The sequence below is a fragment of the Nostoc sp. genome, assembly GCF_054880495.1.
The window spans coordinates 14,403-32,877 of sequence record NZ_JBTYKD010000149.1 but is presented as its reverse complement, the minus strand read 5'-3'; the positions used below and the strand labels follow the sequence as shown (position 1 = coordinate 32,877).

Genomic DNA, 18,475 nt, shown 5'->3' with positions numbered 1-18,475 from the left:
AAAAGCCCGCCTCTGGCTAAGGGACTTCGTGTCGCCCACCCCACAATAAGTAGTTGAGTATTTTTTTATTTCTCAGTCCTTAATGCGAGTTAATTGCTGACGTTTGACACAACGTAGGGCGAGTTAATTGCTGAGGCTTGATTAGAACTAACCAACGCCTGGTAGATAAAAGCTGCTACCTGCGCCCGTGTAGCAGTTGCGGTTGGGTTCAGCAACTTCACATTCGGATAGTTGACCACAATTTGCTTCTGAGTTGCTGCGGCGATCGGGCTACGGGCATAGCTAGCGATGTTAGAGGCATCGTTGAAATATTGGAGAGTGCTTTCGGTATTGCCGCCAGGAGTATATTTCAGACCGTTAGCGAGAGAAACCAAAACCTGTTCGCGGGGAATAACTTGGTTAGGCTCAAAGCGATTTCTAGGATAACCTGATAAGAAACCAATGGTATAAGCTTGCTTAATCGCACTGGATGCCCAATACTTGCTGGGCACATCAGTAAAATTGATTGGCTGCCGTTGCTGTGCTTTTGGAAAAGCTTTGTTGACCATAGCGGCAAATTGAGCGCGTGTTACCGGTTCTTCAGGGCGGAAGCTACCATCAGGAAATCCAGCAATTACACCTTGCTGGGACAATTGTTGAATAAATTGTGCCGCCCAATAGTTAGACGAAACATCAGAAAAAGCAACTTGAGCCAAAGATTGCAGGGAGCATCCCACGTTGATCAGTTTCTCTTGCAAACGATAACTCACTGGTCCACAAGCAAAACCTCCTGACTTAGACTCTACATAAGTCCGCGTTGGCGGATCTTGTTTATCTAGCCGCGATTTCCAATCGTCAGATATTTTTTTGAGAGTGGGATGCTTACTTAAAAACTCTGAGTCTGCAACAATATCGTGAGGACCCTTAACACTTATCTTAGAACTATTCATGTAGATATTATAATCATAAATAACATTTTGATTTTTAGTGTTAGTATTGATATCTTTGCCAGGAAAAGCATAGAGAATGTTATTTAGAATTTGGACATCAGATGATGTATGAGCATATATTTGCCCACCTGTAATTTCGGGACTCTGATTATTTAAAACAGCTGTGTTATTTACAATATCAACATGGTCGCTATAAAAGGCATGAATCCCTGAACCACCATTATTAAATGTCAGATTGTTTTTAACTAAAGTACGCCCTTTATATTCACCCAATTGGGGTTTATTAAAATTGCTTGAACTATCGATAATAATGCCGTTCCCGTCTGTGATCCTTCCGACTGCAATCCAAGGGATGTACATCCGATTGTTGTAGCTCTTGTTGTTGGTAATGAGCATCTTATATCCCTGGTTGTTGTCAAAATTCCAATTGTTCAACAATCCAATACCACTGCAACCATAAATACTGTACCAGGCATTATTGAACACCACGTTATTATCTATTGTCACATAATCAGCCTCCACTGCTCCGATACCTCCTGCTCCACAGTCATGCGCTTTGTTGTTCAGAATACGGATGTGATGAACATGACCATTGGTTCGTCCGTCAATATTTATGCAGCTTCCGTTTGTCAGTGGGTTTGTTTTGTTAGTCTTCTGACTCATCGCATAATCAAGGGTTATATTGGCATTGTTCCCAATCACCTCCAGCCCATTTATCTCAATATATGAAGCTCCATTTGAAACCGCGATACCGTTCCATGTATTGTGCTGAATTTTTGGGAAATGCCCAGGATATGCTTTATACTTAATCCATGCTTTTGCAGTTCCAGAACGTTTAATATTTACTACAGTCCCAGCTTGGGGTAAATTTGTGTAAACTCCGTTCATAATCAATACTGTATCGCCGGGGTTAGTCAAATCTGCTGCCTTTTGAATTGTCCTAAAGGCAGATGAGGAAGAAAGTCCACTATTTTGGTCGTTTCCAGTACCACTAACATAGTATGTTTTCCGAGTCGCGGCAGCGCTGATTAGCTCGCGGCTGGATAGGGTCATTTCCTTGTTAGTGGATAACTGATGGAGGTTTTTAACTAAAGATACTTTTATCCTTTCTCCGCCAGCCAAAAGACTTAACGCCACGGGAATTGCCAGATATGCGCTTAAACTCAAACCTTGAATTAACACAATAAAATACTCCTTTATCGGCACTCTTCAATAAAAATATCAGAATATTCAGGAATTTTGAATATTCTTTTGGATACAGAATACGATAGAGCCGACTTTCCTAGCTCCCCATAATGGAAAATAAGTATTCCAATAAATATAGATACCGATTAGACGATACAGAGATAGAATAGTTGCTGGAAAATAGAATTTTTTCGGGTTAAAAATGAAGGCGATCGCACACTCTAGTTAAAGTGGCGATCGCCGATCATGGGTGATTAAAGTCACGACTTGAATGGAGTTAAATCTAGTAGCGGGATGGTGGTACTAAATTCAAGTTAGAATTCAGTGTCAGCTTCAAATCCTGTCCAGGTCTGAGGACAAAGGCATTTACTTGTTTTTTCCGCAACAGGAGACTCGCACCCGCACCCGCACCCGCACCAATAACAGGTTTTAAATCGTCAATTCTGTGGTTGCCAGTAATTAGTGAACCTAAAAGACCAGCACCCCCACCAATAGCTGCGTCAGTTAAAACCTGATTCGTGCTGGGACCCTGTGTAACTTTTTCAGTTCTGCTATATGTCCGAGAAGTTGCATTAATCGACTGACGTTGACCATTGGAAAATTCTAATTCTTGAGCTACAAACCGCACACCTTTTCCTTTATTATCATCTGTATCTCTTGAATAACTATTTAAGTCAACAGATTCTAGCCGTCCAATTACTTTAGTACCCGCAGGAATCAAGACATTTCTATTCCTGTCGATAATGTCATTGGCTATTTTCAAGGTTAGAGATTTAGTTTCTCCAGGAGCAATAGTAATTGTCTCTTTTTCGTAGGTGACAGGAAAAGCAACCCCGGAAGGAATGGTCACGTTTCCGTATTGCCCAATTCTGTCTTGCTCAATTCTATATTGAGCATTAGCAGGAGTCAAGCTGAATAGGGGGCTAATGACGCTTGTAGTAACGGCCATTGCCATAAGTGCAACAGTTCGAGATTTCCATTGATGTAGGCGAGTCATAATAGGTTAACCTTTATGTATCTGATGTCTGTAATGACGAGGATTCACTGGCATTGTTTCTAATTGTTTTTGAACCTATCTATAGGCGTATTCCGAAGGTGAATGTGCTTAGTACGGCTAAATTTTAGCACTTGCTTCCCGGATTAATTGTCAAGTTGATATCAAGTTTCCAAGAAGCGGGAAGAATAAAGAAGTTTTCCGCATAGGTGACAGAACAAGTGTTTTTAAATTATGCTTTATAACTTTGACAAAATCTCTGGCAACAACTGACTAGGAACTTTAGATAAAGCCAGATTTTGCCCTTGTATCCCTAATTCATTATGAAAAGCCCGAATAGTTTTCACCACATAATTGAAGGTTGTTTGATAAGCCTCTGGTTGTTTACTTAATCCGTTTAAGGCTTGCAAATGGTTATCTAATGCTACTTCTAAGTGTTGAGAACGTGTTGCTCTGTCGCCATTAAAAGACTTATCTATTACTAGCTGATAGTGTGCCAGTCCCAGGTTATTATAAGAGGCAAGCAAATCAAAACTTAAAGAAGTCCCACTAAGTGAGTGAGCTAAAGCTATAGCTTCTTCGTAAGCGCTGATACATAGTTGCAGATACTTTTGCCGTGCCTCTTTAGTTGTCTGAGATAGGTTTGCTAAATGCCAGTAAGCAGTACCCAGATTATTTTGTGTAGCGGCGCAGGCGCTGGGAACATTAGCTGGAGTGCGATATTTAAGAGCTTCGCTGTAGACATCTATAGCTAGCTGGAGATTTTGGGCAGGTTGTTCGTATTGTGCCAGATTCCAACAGGCAGTGCCGATGTTATTTTGAATCATGCCATACTTAAGCGGTTCCTCTTCGGGGTTGTAGTGTACAAGCGCTTCATTGTAAGCTGCGATCGCTTTCTGGAAATGCACAATCGGTTGATTATATTGCCCTAAATGCCAGTAAGCAGTACCCAAATTATTCTGGCAAGCCGCATACTTTAATGAGTCCATATCGGCTGTACGGTAGCTAAGTGCTTCACTGTAAGCTAAAATTGCTTGCTGCCAATTTTCAGATGGCTGAGAAAAACGAGCTAAATCACCATAAGCCGTCCCCAAATTATTTTGCACACGAGCGTAAGTTTCCGAATGTATCTGAGGTGAAATCATCTTTAACGCCAACTGATAAAATTCTATAGCCTGCTCTATATAAGTTAGTCCCTCCTCAGAATTGGGTGGTGTGCGGTATAGCATCCAGTAGAGTGTACCCAAATCATTCAAGATATCTGGGAGTTGCGGTGAGGTTTCGTCATAGCTAATTGCCTCCTGATAGGCAATAATTGCCACCATCAGGTTTTCTAGGGTTGACTCTCCTTGCTCAATGCGAAGGCGGTATAAGGTGCCCAAGCGATGATAAGCTTCTGCCAAAATCTCCCCTGAAACTTGCTGTGAATGCAATTCTTCAATCTCCAGCAAAATTTGCTGCGGTTGTAAGTAATCCTCAGTACCTTGAGCAATATTTGTGTTAATTGTTGCGATTATGAGTTCCGTTAACTCGCTACTAATATGAGATAAAGAAGCTAGCGATTGATTATTATTCCCACTACCAGACCTATTAGTAGATTGCTGCTGTTGTGGTACAGTCTTCAATAAATCCCCTGTTGACGGCCAAGCTTCTTGGGTTTTGTGTACTTGTGTTTCTGCCGGAAAATCAGAATTATTCTGAAAATTTAACTCGTTGGCTGCGGTTCTGAGTTCTGCTTGATTAACTGATTCATCTAGAATCGACTGCTCAACATTCTCTAAATCCAAGCTTCTGGAACGAGAAAAACGTTCTCGATAGCCAGAATTCTGAGTCGCTGGTGTGGGTTCTCCAGCAAATACAAATACGCCAGTCCGACAACGCCAAAACTGTGGTGCTGATTGCTTGATAGCAGATAACCAAGGACGCGGTATCCACAACAGCAAGTTAGATTCTAGAAATCGGCTGGATTCTTGTGGAGAGAAATATTGCTCGCTTAAGCGGAGATAGTGCAAAAATAGCCGTTGTATTGCCACTGGTTGCTTGGTTAGCTGCTCAACGCCGACAATCTGAAATGCTGGAATGGGAAAAGGTCTTCCTGGGATATCTTTTGATGCCCCAACAATTGGCGGTGGATAATTAGCCAACCATTGATTTATCTGAACGATGGGATTGGGATCGTTTAGATGCAAACGCAACGTCACTAATCGCGGATAAGCTGGAGTGCTATTTTCCTGAGCATTTGATGACTGATATAGCACCTGTCCAACAGGATAAGCCAATGTAGAATGCAAACGGGCTGCTACTTGATTTCTCAGGTGTAAATCATCACATACCGCTAAAAAAAGTTGTCGTCGTAAGCCAAGACTTAGGGCAAGTTTCAGACGGTGGTATACCTGCCGATTCCAAGCAAAATTATCATTGTGTGCAGTCTCATTCACGCTCATGGTGGCTAAAGAGCCAAAACACAGTATGTATGACCTTTCTGGGCGCATCCAAGTGGGTTAAACTCATAATTAAAATGATTTTTAAGCTGGATGTTATGCAGCTCAGGATAAATTGAGCCTTCAGGTCAAGAAGAATAATAAAGTATGTAATTATACTTTAATTACTAAGTCAATTTTAACAAAAAATAAAAAAGCAGGCCCCTTTTAAAATCGGAACCTGAAAAACTATAAAGATTAAATTTTATTAAATTGTTTTAGGCTCGACTGATCTGAGAAACAAAGAAGGCGACTAGAATCAAGCCACCAACCAAAGCTGTACTGACGATTCCTACTAAGATATAAGTTCGCTTTTGCCCTTCCGTGGGAGGTTCTGCTTGATAAACTTTTGGTTCACGGGCAAAATTATTCAGAAGGCCGCCTTCTTCGTTTGTATAGGGCATGAATTAATTCCTTTATCTTAATTATCCTTGATTTAATGTTACATAAGTACTAGATCGGCTCTCAAACCGCTAGATAAATCGTTACATTTGAGGATTGGGCATTGGGCACTTGTACTGACTTGTACTGAGCGGCGTCGTTGGCGCAGCCTAAGAAGAGAAGTATTGAGCATTGATTATTCCCCTTGTCTCCCTTGTCTACCTTGTCCCCATGCCCCATTCCCCATTCCCTAACTAGTAATCGTCCCAGTCAGAGGAGAACTAGGACTAGCATAATCTTTGATGGGCATCCTGCCAGCAAGGTATGCTAGACGGCCGGCGACTGTTGCTAAATTCATAGCACGAGCCATTGCTGCTGGATTTGGAGAAAGAGCGATCGCACTATTAATTAACAAGGCATCTGCTCCCAATTCCATTGCCTGGGCAGCTTCCGAAGGTGAACCAATACCGGCATCTACCACCACTGGCACACCTGCATTTTCGATAATAATTTGGATGTTAGCAGTTGTTTTCAGCCCTTGTCCAGATCCAATCGGCGATGCCAAAGGCATTACTGTCGCACAACCGACATCTTCTAAGCGCTTGGCTAACATAGGGTCAGCGTTGATATAGGGCAATACTGCAAAACCCTCTTTAACTAGTTGTTCTGCTGCTTGCAGCGTCCCAATCGGGTCTGGGAGTAAATACTTAATGTCAGGTATTACTTCTAACTTGACAAAGTTATTATCTTCCTGCCCTAACAATTTCGCCATTTCTCGCCCCAAACGCGCCACCCGAATTGCCTCTTCAGCAGTTTGACAACCTGCGGTATTGGGTAACATCCAAATTTTCGTCCAATCCAAGGCTTCGGCTAAACCTTCATGTCCGGGGGCTTTGGTTTGTACCCGTCGTACTGCTACGGTGACAATTTGGCAATCACTGGCGGTAATACTTTGTTGCATTTCCTCGATGCTGCGATACTTGCCGGTTCCTGTCATCAAGCGGGATTGGAAGGTTTTGCCAGCGATTATTAGTGGGGAGTCTTGAATGGAGAGAGACGCGATTAATCGCGTCTGTACTGGAGAATCATGGGGCGATATGGCAGGGTGATGCCCGTTGGAGAAATTGGCAGAGTGAGTCAGCATTGGGGTGGAGGTAGATGGCTGGGACTGGAAACGCGAATAGTGAAAATCAGCAAGTAGGGGGTCAGACTTTTGTTCTAAGATGAAATCGGCAATTAATGTGGCTGTTACGGGTGCAAGGAGAATCCCGTTGCGGTAATGACCAGTAGCAAGGGTTAAATTTTGACAGTGGCTAGTGCCAAGGATGGGTAATTCATCGGGAGTGGCTGGGCGAAATCCCCACCAAAATTCCTGGATGGGATAATGCTTTAATTGGGGATATAGCCGGATGGCAGCTTGTAATAATGTTTGAATGCCTTCTGGGGTGTTGTCGGGGATGAAGCCAACGTCTTCGCTTGTTGCCCCAATAATCAGGCGATCGCGTCTTGGTACGATATAAATATTCTGCCCAAACAAAACCCGCTTTAAGGGCAATTCTGGCGCAAATTCTGGTATCCGCACACTCAGCATTTGTCCTTTTCTGGGGCGGACGGGTAATGGTAATAATTCATTTGACCAAGCACCTGAAGCTAAAACATAGTGCGCGGCGCGAATTATTCCAGCATTGGTTTGCACGCCAACCACTTGTCCTTGCTGCTGTAAAAATGCTTCTACTATAATGCCGTCTTTGAGTTCAACACCAACAGACTCAGCCGCCGTCCACAATACGTGAGCTAGAGCCTTATTATCAACTTGTGCGTCTTCAGGATACCACCAGCCACCAACTACCTCTGCTCCCAATCCTGGCTGATATTGATGAATTGCCTCTTTGTTGAACCAGTAAGCCGGGGATGAGGGGGATGAAAAAACTAATTTCTCTTCCCCTGCTCCCTGATCTCCCCCTGCTCCCTCATCAAAGACAGGTGCGAGGATACCGCAAGGTCGGTAGCCAGTATTTAAGCCAGTCAGGTCTTCTAATTTGCGTGTCCAGTCGGGATATAAAGCCCGCGATCGCCAACACAATGAACGCATTGCCAGATTTGGGATGTTTTCCGCATCTGGTGCTAACATCCCGGCGGCGGCGTGGGTAGCGGCACCCTGGAAGTGACGACAAAGCACGGTGACGTGTGTCCCGCGCAGTTTTAGTTCAATGGCGATCGCTAAACCAATAACACCGCCACCAATAATTACAGTCTCGTTAGTCATTAGTCATTAGTCATTGGTCATTAGTCATTAGTACATAACTAATAACTCATAATTCATAACTTATAACTTATAACTCGTAACTAAGGACGGAGCGATCGTTACCACAAGGCGCGAATTGGTTCGTTGCCTTGATTTTGCTCACTGGATTGCGTTTTTGTTCCTGAAGTATCTGTATTGCTGTCTGTTGTACTGTCAGCAGGTGATGTTGAGTCATCGGTAGGATTCTGGGCAACGCTACTCTTCTTGTCAAGTCTTGGGGCTACAATACTGCGTCTGGTTTGGTTTGTTTGAGTTGTTTCATTTCCTTCAGTTGCAGTTTCATCATTTTTGCTGCCAGCACTGCTATTAACATTGATATTAGCTGGCAGTACTTCTGATTTTTTGTCACCGGGACCGTTAGCAGTTTGTACGCCCATTGGAAAGTTGATGCCTAGTAATGTACCAAGCAGAATCGCCAAACCTCCAGCCATTAAAATTAAGGGTGTCCATCTACCCATCTTGTCTTACTCCTTTTTAACCTTTTGGTGTCCACACTATTCAAGAACCTTATCCCCAAAATCCATCAAACTTTGTCACTTTCACATCGCCTAAAACCGGAGTTTGACAGGCTAAACGTCGGTCTGTTGTAGGAGAATGGGGAGGAAGCGAACGCCGTGCTCGGTCACGCCAATTCGCTGCTAATACTTTGCCCTGCTAGATAAACTCTTGACATCCTTAGACATCCTTCCTTTATTTGACGTTTCATCGGGTGGAGTCGGCTCCAGAACCCTCCGCGCCCAGACACGGTTTAGCCATCCGTGTTTAATATCTAGTGTCCTAGTTTCTCTACCTTAACCGTACAGATACCGCAACTGCTAATGCCGCGACAGTTTATTACCTTAGCACCGTCATTGTAGAGGTGAATACGATTTTGCCGCAAAACTTTTCCGAGATTCCTTCCCTGTCTGCACTCAATTGTTTTACCTTGAGCTAGTATCTTAGGCATTTTTAAATCGCCAAACTGGCATTTTATTGTATATTGACACATTGCCTCGAAAGTTGTATAGCCTGTCCCAGTTTTATGACCACAAATTCCTCATCTCAACTTTGGCTCTATGACACTACACTACGGGATGGCACTCAGCGCGAGGGGCTATCAGTATCGATAGAAGATAAGTTACGCATTGCCAAGAGACTCGATCAACTAGGAATTCCCTTTATTGAAGGTGGTTGGCCTGGTGCTAATCCCAAGGATGTAGAATTTTTCTGGCAACTCCAAAAAAATCCGCTCAAACAAGCTGAAGTTGTGGCTTTCTGTTCAACTCGACGCCCCAATACCACTGCCGCAACTGAACCGATGCTACAGGATATTTTGGCTGCGGGAACTCGCTGGGTAACGATTTTTGGCAAGTCTTGGGATTTACATGTCACAACCGGACTCAAAACGACATTAGAAGAAAATTTGGCGATGATTTGCGACACAATTGAGTATCTCCGTTCTCAAGGGCGTCGGATTATCTACGATGCCGAACATTGGTTTGATGGTTATAAGCACAATCGAGATTATGCTTTACAGACATTAGAGGCTGCGATCGCATCTGGTGCTGAATGGCTAGTCCTCTGTGATACCAATGGTGGGACTTTACCTCACGAAATTAGCCAAATTGTTCAAGATGTCAATAGTTATTTGTCATTAGTGAGCCAGTGCGTTGCGGAAGTTCCCTCCGTTGAAGCAACTGGCGTCATTTGTCAAGAACCAATGACCAAGGACGATGGCCAAAGAGAGAAGTCTGATCGCCGGAAGCCGACGCTCAGAACTTCGGGAACAATTCCTAAAATTGGAATTCATACTCATAACGATTCGGAAATGGCGGTTGCTAATGCAATAGCCGCCGTGATGGCAGGGGCAAAGATGGTACAGGGGACAATTAACGGTTATGGTGAACGTTGCGGTAATGCTAACCTCTGTTCGTTAATTCCCAATTTACAACTGAAGGCGGGTTACAGTTGTATCACAGAAGACCAGCTCACACAACTTACAGAAGCTAGTCGTTTTGTCAGTGAGGTAGTCAATCTCACGCCAGATGAACACGCCGCTTTTGTGGGACGTTCGGCTTTTGCCCACAAGGGCGGTATTCATGTATCAGCTGTGGAACGTAATCCCCTAACTTACGAACACATTCAACCGGAACAAGTCGGGAATTCTCGCCGCATCGTGATTTCAGAACAGTCTGGACTCAGCAATGTTTTAGCTAAAGCCCGTAGTTTTGGGATTGAACTCGATCAGCAAAAGGCAGAAGCGAGGGAAATTCTCCAGCGCCTCAAAGATTTGGAGAGTGAAGGATTTCAATTTGAAGCAGCAGAGGCAAGTTTTGTATTGTTGATGCACGAAGCTTTGGGAGATCGCCAGCAGTTTTTTGAAGTCAAAGGTTTTCAAGTCCACTGTGATTTGATTGAGGGGAAAGAAATTAGCAACGCCCTAGCTACTGTTAAAATCGCTGTTGACGGGAAAAATATTTTGGAGGCGGCGGAAGGTAACGGGCCAGTGGCAGCTTTGGATGCAGCTTTACGCAAGGCTTTGGTGAACTTTTATCCCCAAATAGCAACCTTTGATTTGACAGATTACAAAGTGCGAATTCTGAACGGACATACGGGTACTGCGGCGAAAACCCGTGTATTGGTTGAATCAGGTAATGGTCGTGAACGCTGGACAACTGTAGGGGTTTCTACCAATATTTTGGCGGCTTCCTATCAAGCTGTGGTGGAGGGATTGGAATACGGTTTGTTGTTACACTCCCAAGCAGAAGCGGCTTTCAAAGCTTATGGTTGACAAAAAACGTTATGTGGTGTGATGAGATTTTACGCCGAGTATCAAATGCTTCTCAAGGAAGCTGAAGAGCTTCGGCAATACTACGAAGAAAAAAATCGTGATCTCATTGCCCGACTTGCAGCCCAACCACCAAAACCTGGTCAAGAAGCTGTTCGAGCAAAACTTCAAGCCGCAAAAGCCAAGTTTGAATCTCGGACGTGAATTTTTTGGTTGACCATAATTTGAGAAGACATGCCGTGCTTCTCTCAGGCAGTATCCTGAGTGGCGGCTGGCTGGATTGGGTTGTCATTCGATTTATCACGTTTGACGAGATGAGATTGCCAGTCAATTCAAAATTGGTAAAAGTAATGACTTTTACCTTTTGCTTTTTTCCTAACTAGTGCCTAGTACTGATATGGTTAATTTAGTGGCTTCTGTGCCATGAATGCAAAAATAATAAGCCAATTACAATCCCATACTGACAATTATTATTACTCCTATACCGAAAATGCGTAGGCGCAGCCCGCCGCAGGCATCGCTAATATCGTAGGTGCAGACCCAGAAATCTCATGCTGCGACAAAAACTTGATCATCTAAAAGGTTTTAGGAGAACTTTTCCCACGATTGGGCAACTAATTGGCTCAACCAGCGACGTTGTTGCTGATCCAGCAGTGGATCATCTGCTAGCAACTGAGCGGTTAATTCTTCCAAAGATTGACCCTGAGCGCGGACAATTTTAATAACTCCAGCGATCGCACTGGCAACTAGTTCTTCATCAATCGGCTTTTGTCGCAGGGCAACAATTTCCTGGGGACTCTCTGGAATGGGATAATTCATGGCGTAGGTTTACAGAAATAGAAAATGAACAATAACTTTGACAAACTCTTAAAATTTCTTCACTGAATCTTTACGAAACTAATAGGGCGGAGTTTACCTTACTTTGTGCCTTCATAAAATCTGTCTTAGTGAGTAGATTGATGGGAGATGTCAGGAAACCATGAGAGAAATCCTTTATTTAGAAGTTCCAACTTCGGATATAGCAACTGTGCGTAGCTGGTTACAAACAGATTTTGAACCCGGAAATGGAGAAAAAGTGCTTACCTCGGAAGGCTTTCGCCTCAAAATACCCACTGCAACTACAACTGCTACTGGGACTATTGCCGAAAACTTGCCTGCGGAACTTTCAGTATTTGTCTGGTCGGTGCAACGAACTACCTATCTAAAAGTGTTTCGTTGGGCAGAACAAGCCTTTCCCAGCGAGGGACAAATTTTGCAACGCCTGACCAAGGAAATCAGAAGCCGTTTTCCGCATCATTACCCAGAACCGCCAGTGATTGATTTATCCCAACAATCGATTTTTGCAGCACTAGGCTCTGTTTACCCCCTTACCGTCAAATATTTTCAGAAAATGCCCAACGGTGAATATGACCTAACGCGTGCCTACTGGTGGGAACAAAGATGGCGCGAAGGGGTACGCAATCCGCAGCAGCCGCGTCAAGTCGTGTTTTCCTATGTGAGAGGAGCAGGGGAGCAGGTGGTCACTGAGCTTTACCCAAGTGGAAGCAGGGGGGAAATAACCAATACCCCATTCCCAATGCCCAATACTTCTCTACGAGAGGCTGCGCCAACCACAACGCTCAGTACAAGTGCCCAATGCCCAATACTTCTCTACGAGAGGCTGCGCCAACCACAACGCTCAGTACAAGTGCCCCATGCCCAATACGACATCATCTATATCGGTGGCGCACTAGGCGCGATTCATGCGGCACTGATGGCAAAACTGGGATATAAAGTTCTGCTTATAGAACGAATGCCCTTTGGGCGGATGAACCGAGAATGGAATATTTCTCGCGATGAGATTCAAAGCTTGGTTAATTTGGGTTTAGTCACCCCCGCTGAGTTAGAAACCATCATTGCTAGGGAATACAAAGACGGATTCAATAAGTTTTTTGATGCCAATAATCCAGCCAAACTGCGATCGCCCGTCCTCCACACACCCACAGTCCTAAATTTGGGTTTAGATTCCGAAAAATGGCTCCAAATGTGTGGGCAAAAACTGCAAGCGGCAGGCGGTGAAATCTGGGATGAAACAGAGTTCATCCGTGCAGATATTGATATATCACAAGTACTTTTGAAAGTCAAGCACTTACCCAGTCAAAGCGAGAAGCAAGTAAGTGGACGACTACTAATAGATGCAATGGGAACTGCATCACCCATCGCTTGGCAATTAAATGGTGGTCGGGCTTTTGATAGTGTATGTCCGACAGTGGGAGCGGTAATTGAGAGCGGATTTGAGCCGGGGGTGTGGGATTCCCAATATGGAGACGTTCTTTACAGTCATGGGGATATTTCGCGGGGAAGGCAGTTGATTTGGGAACTGTTTCCGGGAGCAAATGATGAACTGACGATTTATTTATTTCATTACCATGAAGTCAACGCTGAAAATCCCGGTTCCTTGCTGGAAATGTACGAGGACTTTTTCACGATTTTGCCAGAGTATCGCCGGTGCGATATGGACAAATTGGTGTGGAAGAAGCCGACATTTGGGTATATACCGGGGCATTTTAGTGTGGGGAGTAGCGATCGCACAGTTGCCTTTGATCGATTGATTGCGATCGGTGATGCTGCATCACTCCAGTCTCCCCTCGTCTTCACCGGTTTTGGTTCCCTAGTTCGCAACTTAGAGCGCTTGACAACGCTACTGGATACTGCTCTCAAACATGACTTGTTGAGTTTCCGACATTTGAACCAAATTCGCGCTTACCAAAGCAACGTTTCAGTAACTTGGCTATTTTCCAAAGGCATGATGGTGCCCACAGGGAAATTTTTACCACCGCAACGGATTAACTCCATGCTCAATACCTTTTTTGGGCTGTTAGCAGACGAACCTGTTGAGGTGGCAGATAACTTCATCAAAGATCGGTGTGATTGGTTAACTTTTAACCGCCTAGCACTGAAAGCAGCTAGCAAAAATCCCGCCTTGCTTTTATGGATTTGGCAACTTGCTGGACCAAGGGATTTACTCAGATGGCTTGGTAGTTATTTAAACTTCGGTCGTCATGCCTTGGTTAGTGCTTTGCTGAGTCCGTGGTTTGGCCGCTTCTTGAGCCAGATAGGTTTTTGGCTGGAACCCCGGAATCCGGGATTATGGCTGTGGCTATTGACGATTAATTATGCGATCGCCACAGGGAAACCGCGATCGCGCGCTCAAGTAGCAAAAGCCAACCCAGAAGCCATAATTCCGAAGTCAGAAGCAAGGATTCTTAATTAGTCATTGGGCATTGGGCATTGGGCATTAATCAGTTGAGACTTAACTCCAAACTCCTGTACAGACGCGATTAATCTCTCCCAACTCCCAACTCCCAACTCCTAACTCTTGGGGCGAAAATTCGGCAATTCCACAGATGCCAATGACTTACGCCCCTTGGGTGGACGCTGGGGATAAACCACTGGTGAGGGTGAATTGGCATCATCGGTGTTATCACCTGATGACTCTGGGGAAAAATCAATCGCCGACAATTCTAACTGTGTCAATTGTGAAACTTCTGACCAATAGTCTTCAGTGTCTTCAACAGGCGTCTCGGTGTGAGGTGAAGTAGAGGAAACTGCTAAATTATTGGCTGGTGAAAGCTCAGAATCTATCGTTCCAGAAGTGGAGGTAGTTGCAAGGCGATTAATTTCTACCTCCAACTCCTCCTCCTGTGGATTTTCTAGCTCCTCATCGTCTTCTAAGATTGTTGCTAAAGTCTCCCAGATAGGCGGATTACTATCTACATCCGTTTTCGCTCCCGGCGGTGGTGATGCAGATGCAGCCTGGGAGGTGAAAAACATTTGGATTAGACTATCTAATTGCTGATCTAAATTTGATGAACCCAAAGGTGAAACAGCTTCTGGTGTATCTGGGGAATCATCAATTTCTGGAGAGGGTCCCGGTTGTGCTGGCGTTGGCGTGTCTTTCTTAACTGACCAGTTCCAAGAAGATGATGCTGTCGGAGTGGCTTCATTTCTTTGAAATGGGACTGGTGTTGAGGGTTCGCCCCAAGAATTATCTAGATCATCAGTTAAGGATTCTGATTCTGTTGACCAAGGTTGAATTGGCTGGGCGTTAGGAAACAAAGACCGAGCTTTTTTAGAGAATCTTCCTTGTCCACTGGTTATGTCTTTGGGATGTTTTGCAGTATCCTCTAGAGAGTCATAGGTAGTCCGGGGTGGATCTAGACATTTTTCCAGAGCTGCTTTAAATTGCAGCGTCTGGCGTTGTTGTCGCATCAGTCTAGTACGTAACTCCCGACAAGCATTTTCTGATTGCAATAGCTGCTGAGACTGTTCGTTGCTGTTAGTGTGTAGCAACGTACATTCTCGCTCTAACTGGGCGAGGCGTTGTTGGCTAATTTGTAGCTGTGCTTTATAACTATCAATAAAAAGTTCCTGGCGTTGAACAGTTTGTACAGCAGTTTCTAATTGTTGAAATAGGGATTTTATCTGCTCTTGAGCCGCAGCCAGTTCCTGAGTATGTTGGTTGAGCATCGACTCACTAACGCTCGAACGCGTTTTTTGCCATTGCAAAACCTTTTCAGACTCAGCTAAGTTATCTTTTAGCTGCTCCACTTGTCCATACAAGTTATTGTTAGCCGCACGCAATTCTTCATTCAATGCCAGCAGGTTCTGAAATTCTGAGTCAATAAGTGCTTGTTTGCCGCTTTCCGGCTCTGCAACCCAGTCCTGCTGAGTGGTATCTTGTGAAAATTGTTTATCTTCAGCTGGCATGAGGAGTGGCAGTTTTCTAACTGTCATATTGTCATTAGGCACAACTGCGTAAAACGGGCAACTCGCCTGCTCTGATTGTGGCGAATTAGCAGAATTTAGGGATTCGATCACAGCCCTCTTGTTTGAGGTGTCAGCTTCATTCATCACTCTTGACCCACCTGCTTAAAAATATTTAGCAGTGCTGGCATTAGCATTGCTTATCAACTGTGTCTAATCAGCATTTGCTCTAAAAGCTAAGTTTAACTCTCTCCAAGCACCAGCAATTAATCATCAATATTTTGGATTTAGACTGATGCCGTTATAACACTATGATCCTCTTCCCCGTCAAGAAGAGGAATTCTGATGTAGCTTTAGCTTCCCGCAGGGTGGGAGACAAGGGGGAGAGGAGAAACGCGATACTTAAAAACTAAACTGTATTGGCTGATGAAGTTTTTCTAGATGAAAAAACTGCATAATTATATAGTTTATTATTTATAATCGCATCTGTCTGAAGATTGTAATTAAAAATTTCTTCTTCAATACGTTTTTATACTGACTCATTTATTACTAAGGATAGATACCAGTACAAGTATCTACTATTCGATGATAATTCTGTAATCTTGAGCGATCGCGAATATTTTCTCAAACTGACATTCTTGTATTATATTTGTAGTATAGATGATACCTATGCACAGCTAGCTGTGCGCCCATACTGTGTATTACAGCAGATTTCAAGTTGATGAAGTACACAAGCTAAGTCTCAAACCCAGATATAAAGCCTGTTTTACTTCTGAATTCTGACGCCTCGGCGGAGTGTCTCCGGCTCCGCTCCTGAATTCTAAATTCTGCTGTAAATTTAGAGTTTTTCTAAAATCTATTTTTTTCAAAAGAGGTGAGCTATGAGTATTTTTAAAGTTGAAGTTGTCAAAATCAACAGTATTAATCCTCATCCCAATGCTGATAGGCTAGATATTGCCTCTATTGAAGGTATGGCGTATCGCTCCGTAAGGATGGAACTGAACTCCATTAGGTTCAACTCAAGTTTTGGTGTCTCCACCTTAACTCACCTTCCGAAATCGACTTACGAATTATTCTCTCAAGGTAGCCACCGGGGATGAAATCCGGCTAACGGGAGTTTTTCTGGTCTAATTTCAACAGTCGCAGCATCAGCGATGGGTAACAGAGGCATCAACCATAGGCTACTGGTAGCGATCGCATCTCCATCATCAGTTTTCAAAGTGTTTGCCGGTAATGATGCTGTCGGGTTTGTCTGCGGTACTACTTGGTCAAATAATAAGCCCAAACCGTCAGCAGATAAAGTCATTTGCACATTCCGTTGAGCGGGAGGCAGTACTAGTAGTGGTTTCTGCTGCCCGGTTTTCAAGTCAATTGCCACCACATAAGGCTGTTCTATGTATTGTTCCTTGGATACTAGCTGTGTTAGCAAGCAGTAGAGGGTGGGTGAGGCGATGTCAAATTGGCAGCTGAGAATTGAGCCTGTAGTTTTTAATAGCTGTTTCTGCACACCTTGGTTTGTCACCAAAAATAAATCTCGCGTGTAATCTGTATTAAACTTTACCATCGCTGCTTGAGAGCCATCTTTGGAGAAAGCCTGTACCAAACCAAACTGCGGCAGAAAATCTAGGGGTTTACTGGCATCATCTTGCAGTGGTAAAATCGCTGCTCCCTGTCCTTGGGCAACTGCTACGGCTTTACTATCTGGTGTAATCATAAAGTCTCCCCCCGGTTGGCTTTTTAGGCGTTTCGGGGCGGTTTTTTCTCCTGAACCGTCACTGGTTGCTGGCATAAACCATAGTCCAAAGTCGCCGGGATTAGTTTTGTTTCCTCGTTGGATGACAATAGTTTGCCCATCGGGTGATAAGTCAAATTTTAGGTTTTGATAATCTTTACTATCTAAAGTCAGGTCAACTTTGCCTCCTGCTTCTGCTTCTTTTCCAGATTTACCAGAAACGCCTGTTGTCACTGTGTAGAGTTGGGCTGAAAGTAAGTCTTGGTTATTTGCAGCGCGAGCAGAAAATAAAATTTTCTCCCCATCTGGAAATGACTCAAAGTCAATTACTATCAAGTCTTTAGGGGTAAGTATCCTTTTTTGCTCTTGAGTCAAATTGTAAAGAACTAACCGCCCCTGTTCTTCTTGATCGGTTCCGATGTAAAGGATGACGCGATCGCGTGTGCGGAAGCTACCAACAAAGGGCTGTATCAGCCGATTTTTGCCTTCTTGCTCCGCAAACTTATCTTTAGCTCCCTGTAACTCCACTTTATAATTGGTGCCATAGGGTGCTGGTGTCACCAGTGTATAAACCATCCGCCGCCCTGCCCAACTGAATTTGCCTGCTAGGGGTGGCTCAATTTTTAAGTTATCCTCTACGCTTTTTATTTCCATTGGGCGGCTGAAGGTGAAGGTGAAGGAGTTATCTTCTGCCCCAATTTGTTGATTTTGCCAAGTAAATTCCCGGACACGAGCAGTCACCACATCACCTTGCAATAGAATTAACCCAATCAGCACACTCAACAGTAGCATTAGTGCGATCGCTATCCGATCCAGTGGTTGGATAAATGCTTTAGATTTAATCATTTGTTATGGGGCATTGGGCACTTGTACTGAGCGTTCGCGTAGCGTCTGGTAGAGAAGCCCTTGGCGTGGTCACTGAGCCTTGCCGAAGTGCAGCCTAAGAAGAGAAGTAT

At 44.0% G+C, this 18,475-nt stretch carries 13 protein-coding genes and 3 pseudogenes; 4 read left to right on the top strand and 12 right to left on the bottom strand.

Annotated elements, in window-relative coordinates; translation table 11 throughout:
* Window positions 1-104 precede the first annotated feature (104 nt).
* From ACYTXL_RS15280 to ACYTXL_RS15240, 9 genes and pseudogenes are all read right to left on the bottom strand, one after another.
* Window positions 105-749: pseudogene (locus ACYTXL_RS15280) on the bottom strand (S-layer homology domain-containing protein); the annotation flags it as partial.
* A gap of 1,648 nt (window positions 750-2,397) precedes the next feature.
* Window positions 2,398-3,111 carry a conjugal transfer protein TrbI gene (locus ACYTXL_RS15275; RefSeq protein ID WP_461925467.1) on the bottom strand — a complete coding sequence of 238 codons (714 nt, stop codon included), beginning with the start codon at window positions 3,109-3,111 and terminating at the stop codon, window positions 2,398-2,400.
* A 236-nt stretch (window positions 3,112-3,347) separates the two neighbouring features.
* Window positions 3,348-5,552: a tetratricopeptide repeat protein gene (locus tag ACYTXL_RS15270; RefSeq protein ID WP_461925466.1), complete on the bottom strand. Its 2,205-nt coding sequence runs from the start codon at window positions 5,550-5,552 to the stop codon at window positions 3,348-3,350.
* 254 nt (window positions 5,553-5,806) lie between these two features.
* Window positions 5,807-5,992, bottom strand: a complete 186-nt coding sequence (psb34, locus tag ACYTXL_RS15265; protein WP_461925465.1) for a photosystem II assembly protein Psb34 — start codon at window positions 5,990-5,992, stop codon at window positions 5,807-5,809.
* Window positions 5,993-6,030: 38 nt separating this feature from the next.
* Window positions 6,031-6,162 carry a hypothetical protein gene (locus ACYTXL_RS15260; RefSeq protein WP_461925464.1) on the bottom strand — a complete coding sequence of 44 codons (132 nt, stop codon included), beginning with the start codon at window positions 6,160-6,162 and terminating at the stop codon, window positions 6,031-6,033.
* 57 nt (window positions 6,163-6,219) lie between these two features.
* Entirely contained in the window at window positions 6,220-8,235 is a 2,016-nt protein-coding gene (thiO, locus tag ACYTXL_RS15255; RefSeq protein WP_461925463.1) for a glycine oxidase ThiO, read from the bottom strand.
* Window positions 8,236-8,333: 98 nt separating this feature from the next.
* Window positions 8,334-8,732: a hypothetical protein gene (locus tag ACYTXL_RS15250; protein WP_461925462.1), complete on the bottom strand. Its 399-nt coding sequence runs from the start codon at window positions 8,730-8,732 to the stop codon at window positions 8,334-8,336.
* 49 nt (window positions 8,733-8,781) lie between these two features.
* Window positions 8,782-8,925: pseudogene (locus ACYTXL_RS15245) on the bottom strand (2Fe-2S iron-sulfur cluster-binding protein); the annotation flags it as partial.
* A 131-nt stretch (window positions 8,926-9,056) separates the two neighbouring features.
* A pseudogene (locus ACYTXL_RS15240) lies at window positions 9,057-9,220 on the bottom strand (2Fe-2S iron-sulfur cluster-binding protein); the annotation flags it as partial.
* 75 nt (window positions 9,221-9,295) lie between these two features.
* Here ACYTXL_RS15240 and cimA point away from each other — a divergent pair.
* Together cimA and ACYTXL_RS15230 are read left to right on the top strand one after the other, a co-directional pair.
* Window positions 9,296-11,044 carry a citramalate synthase gene (gene cimA, locus ACYTXL_RS15235; protein ID WP_461925461.1) on the top strand — a complete coding sequence of 583 codons (1,749 nt, stop codon included), beginning with the start codon at window positions 9,296-9,298 and terminating at the stop codon, window positions 11,042-11,044.
* Window positions 11,045-11,065: 21 nt separating this feature from the next.
* Window positions 11,066-11,245 carry a hypothetical protein gene (locus ACYTXL_RS15230; protein ID WP_461925460.1) on the top strand — a complete coding sequence of 60 codons (180 nt, stop codon included), beginning with the start codon at window positions 11,066-11,068 and terminating at the stop codon, window positions 11,243-11,245.
* Window positions 11,246-11,626: 381 nt separating this feature from the next.
* On the opposite strand, the gene ACYTXL_RS15225 is transcribed toward ACYTXL_RS15230, so the two are convergent.
* Window positions 11,627-11,860: a hypothetical protein gene (locus ACYTXL_RS15225; RefSeq protein ID WP_334910396.1), complete on the bottom strand. Its 234-nt coding sequence runs from the start codon at window positions 11,858-11,860 to the stop codon at window positions 11,627-11,629.
* Window positions 11,861-12,020: 160 nt separating this feature from the next.
* Here ACYTXL_RS15225 and ACYTXL_RS15220 point away from each other — a divergent pair, with 160 nt between their 5' ends.
* Window positions 12,021-14,294 (top strand): NAD(P)/FAD-dependent oxidoreductase, encoded by a 2,274-nt coding sequence (locus ACYTXL_RS15220; RefSeq protein ID WP_461925459.1) that lies wholly within the window; start codon window positions 12,021-12,023, stop codon window positions 14,292-14,294.
* Between the two features lie 98 nt (window positions 14,295-14,392).
* Here the strand turns inward: ACYTXL_RS15220 and ACYTXL_RS15215 are convergent, their stop codons facing one another.
* The gene (locus ACYTXL_RS15215) at window positions 14,393-15,934 is read right to left on the bottom strand and encodes a hypothetical protein (RefSeq protein WP_461925458.1); all 1,542 of its coding nucleotides are present in this window, start codon (window positions 15,932-15,934) and stop codon (window positions 14,393-14,395) included.
* Window positions 15,935-16,668: 734 nt separating this feature from the next.
* Here ACYTXL_RS15215 and ACYTXL_RS15210 point away from each other — a divergent pair.
* The gene (locus ACYTXL_RS15210) at window positions 16,669-16,887 is read left to right on the top strand and encodes a hypothetical protein (RefSeq protein WP_461925457.1); all 219 of its coding nucleotides are present in this window, start codon (window positions 16,669-16,671) and stop codon (window positions 16,885-16,887) included.
* On the opposite strand, the gene ACYTXL_RS15205 is transcribed toward ACYTXL_RS15210, so the two are convergent.
* A complete protein-coding gene (locus ACYTXL_RS15205) occupies window positions 16,866-18,365 on the bottom strand; it encodes a TolB-like translocation protein (RefSeq protein ID WP_461925456.1) in 1,500 nt (499 codons plus the stop codon). The genes ACYTXL_RS15210 and ACYTXL_RS15205 overlap by 22 nt on opposite strands.
* Window positions 18,366-18,475: the final 110 nt, after the last annotated feature.

Bases quoted from the DNA above. Each gene is read 5' to 3' on its own strand.
- ACYTXL_RS15260 (WP_461925464.1), bottom strand. From the start codon at position 6,162: ATGCTCAATACTTCTCTTCTTAGGCTGCGCCAACGACGCCGCTCAGTA.
- ACYTXL_RS15250 (WP_461925462.1), bottom strand. From the start codon at position 8,732: ATGGGTAGATGGACACCCTTAATTTTAATGGCTGGAGGTTTGGCGATT.
- ACYTXL_RS15205 (WP_461925456.1), bottom strand. From the start codon at position 18,365: ATGATTAAATCTAAAGCATTTATCCAACCACTGGATCGGATAGCGATC.
- psb34 (WP_461925465.1), bottom strand. From the start codon at position 5,992: ATGCCCTATACAAACGAAGAAGGCGGCCTTCTGAATAATTTTGCCCGT.
- ACYTXL_RS15225 (WP_334910396.1), bottom strand. From the start codon at position 11,860: ATGAATTATCCCATTCCAGAGAGTCCCCAGGAAATTGTTGCCCTGCGA.
- ACYTXL_RS15230 (WP_461925460.1), top strand. From the start codon at position 11,066: ATGAGATTTTACGCCGAGTATCAAATGCTTCTCAAGGAAGCTGAAGAG.
- ACYTXL_RS15270 (WP_461925466.1), bottom strand. From the start codon at position 5,552: ATGAGCGTGAATGAGACTGCACACAATGATAATTTTGCTTGGAATCGG.
- cimA (WP_461925461.1), top strand. From the start codon at position 9,296: ATGACCACAAATTCCTCATCTCAACTTTGGCTCTATGACACTACACTA.
- ACYTXL_RS15210 (WP_461925457.1), top strand. From the start codon at position 16,669: ATGAGTATTTTTAAAGTTGAAGTTGTCAAAATCAACAGTATTAATCCT.
- ACYTXL_RS15215 (WP_461925458.1), bottom strand. From the start codon at position 15,934: ATGAATGAAGCTGACACCTCAAACAAGAGGGCTGTGATCGAATCCCTA.
- thiO (WP_461925463.1), bottom strand. From the start codon at position 8,235: ATGACTAACGAGACTGTAATTATTGGTGGCGGTGTTATTGGTTTAGCG.
- ACYTXL_RS15275 (WP_461925467.1), bottom strand. From the start codon at position 3,111: ATGACTCGCCTACATCAATGGAAATCTCGAACTGTTGCACTTATGGCA.
- ACYTXL_RS15220 (WP_461925459.1), top strand. From the start codon at position 12,021: ATGAGAGAAATCCTTTATTTAGAAGTTCCAACTTCGGATATAGCAACT.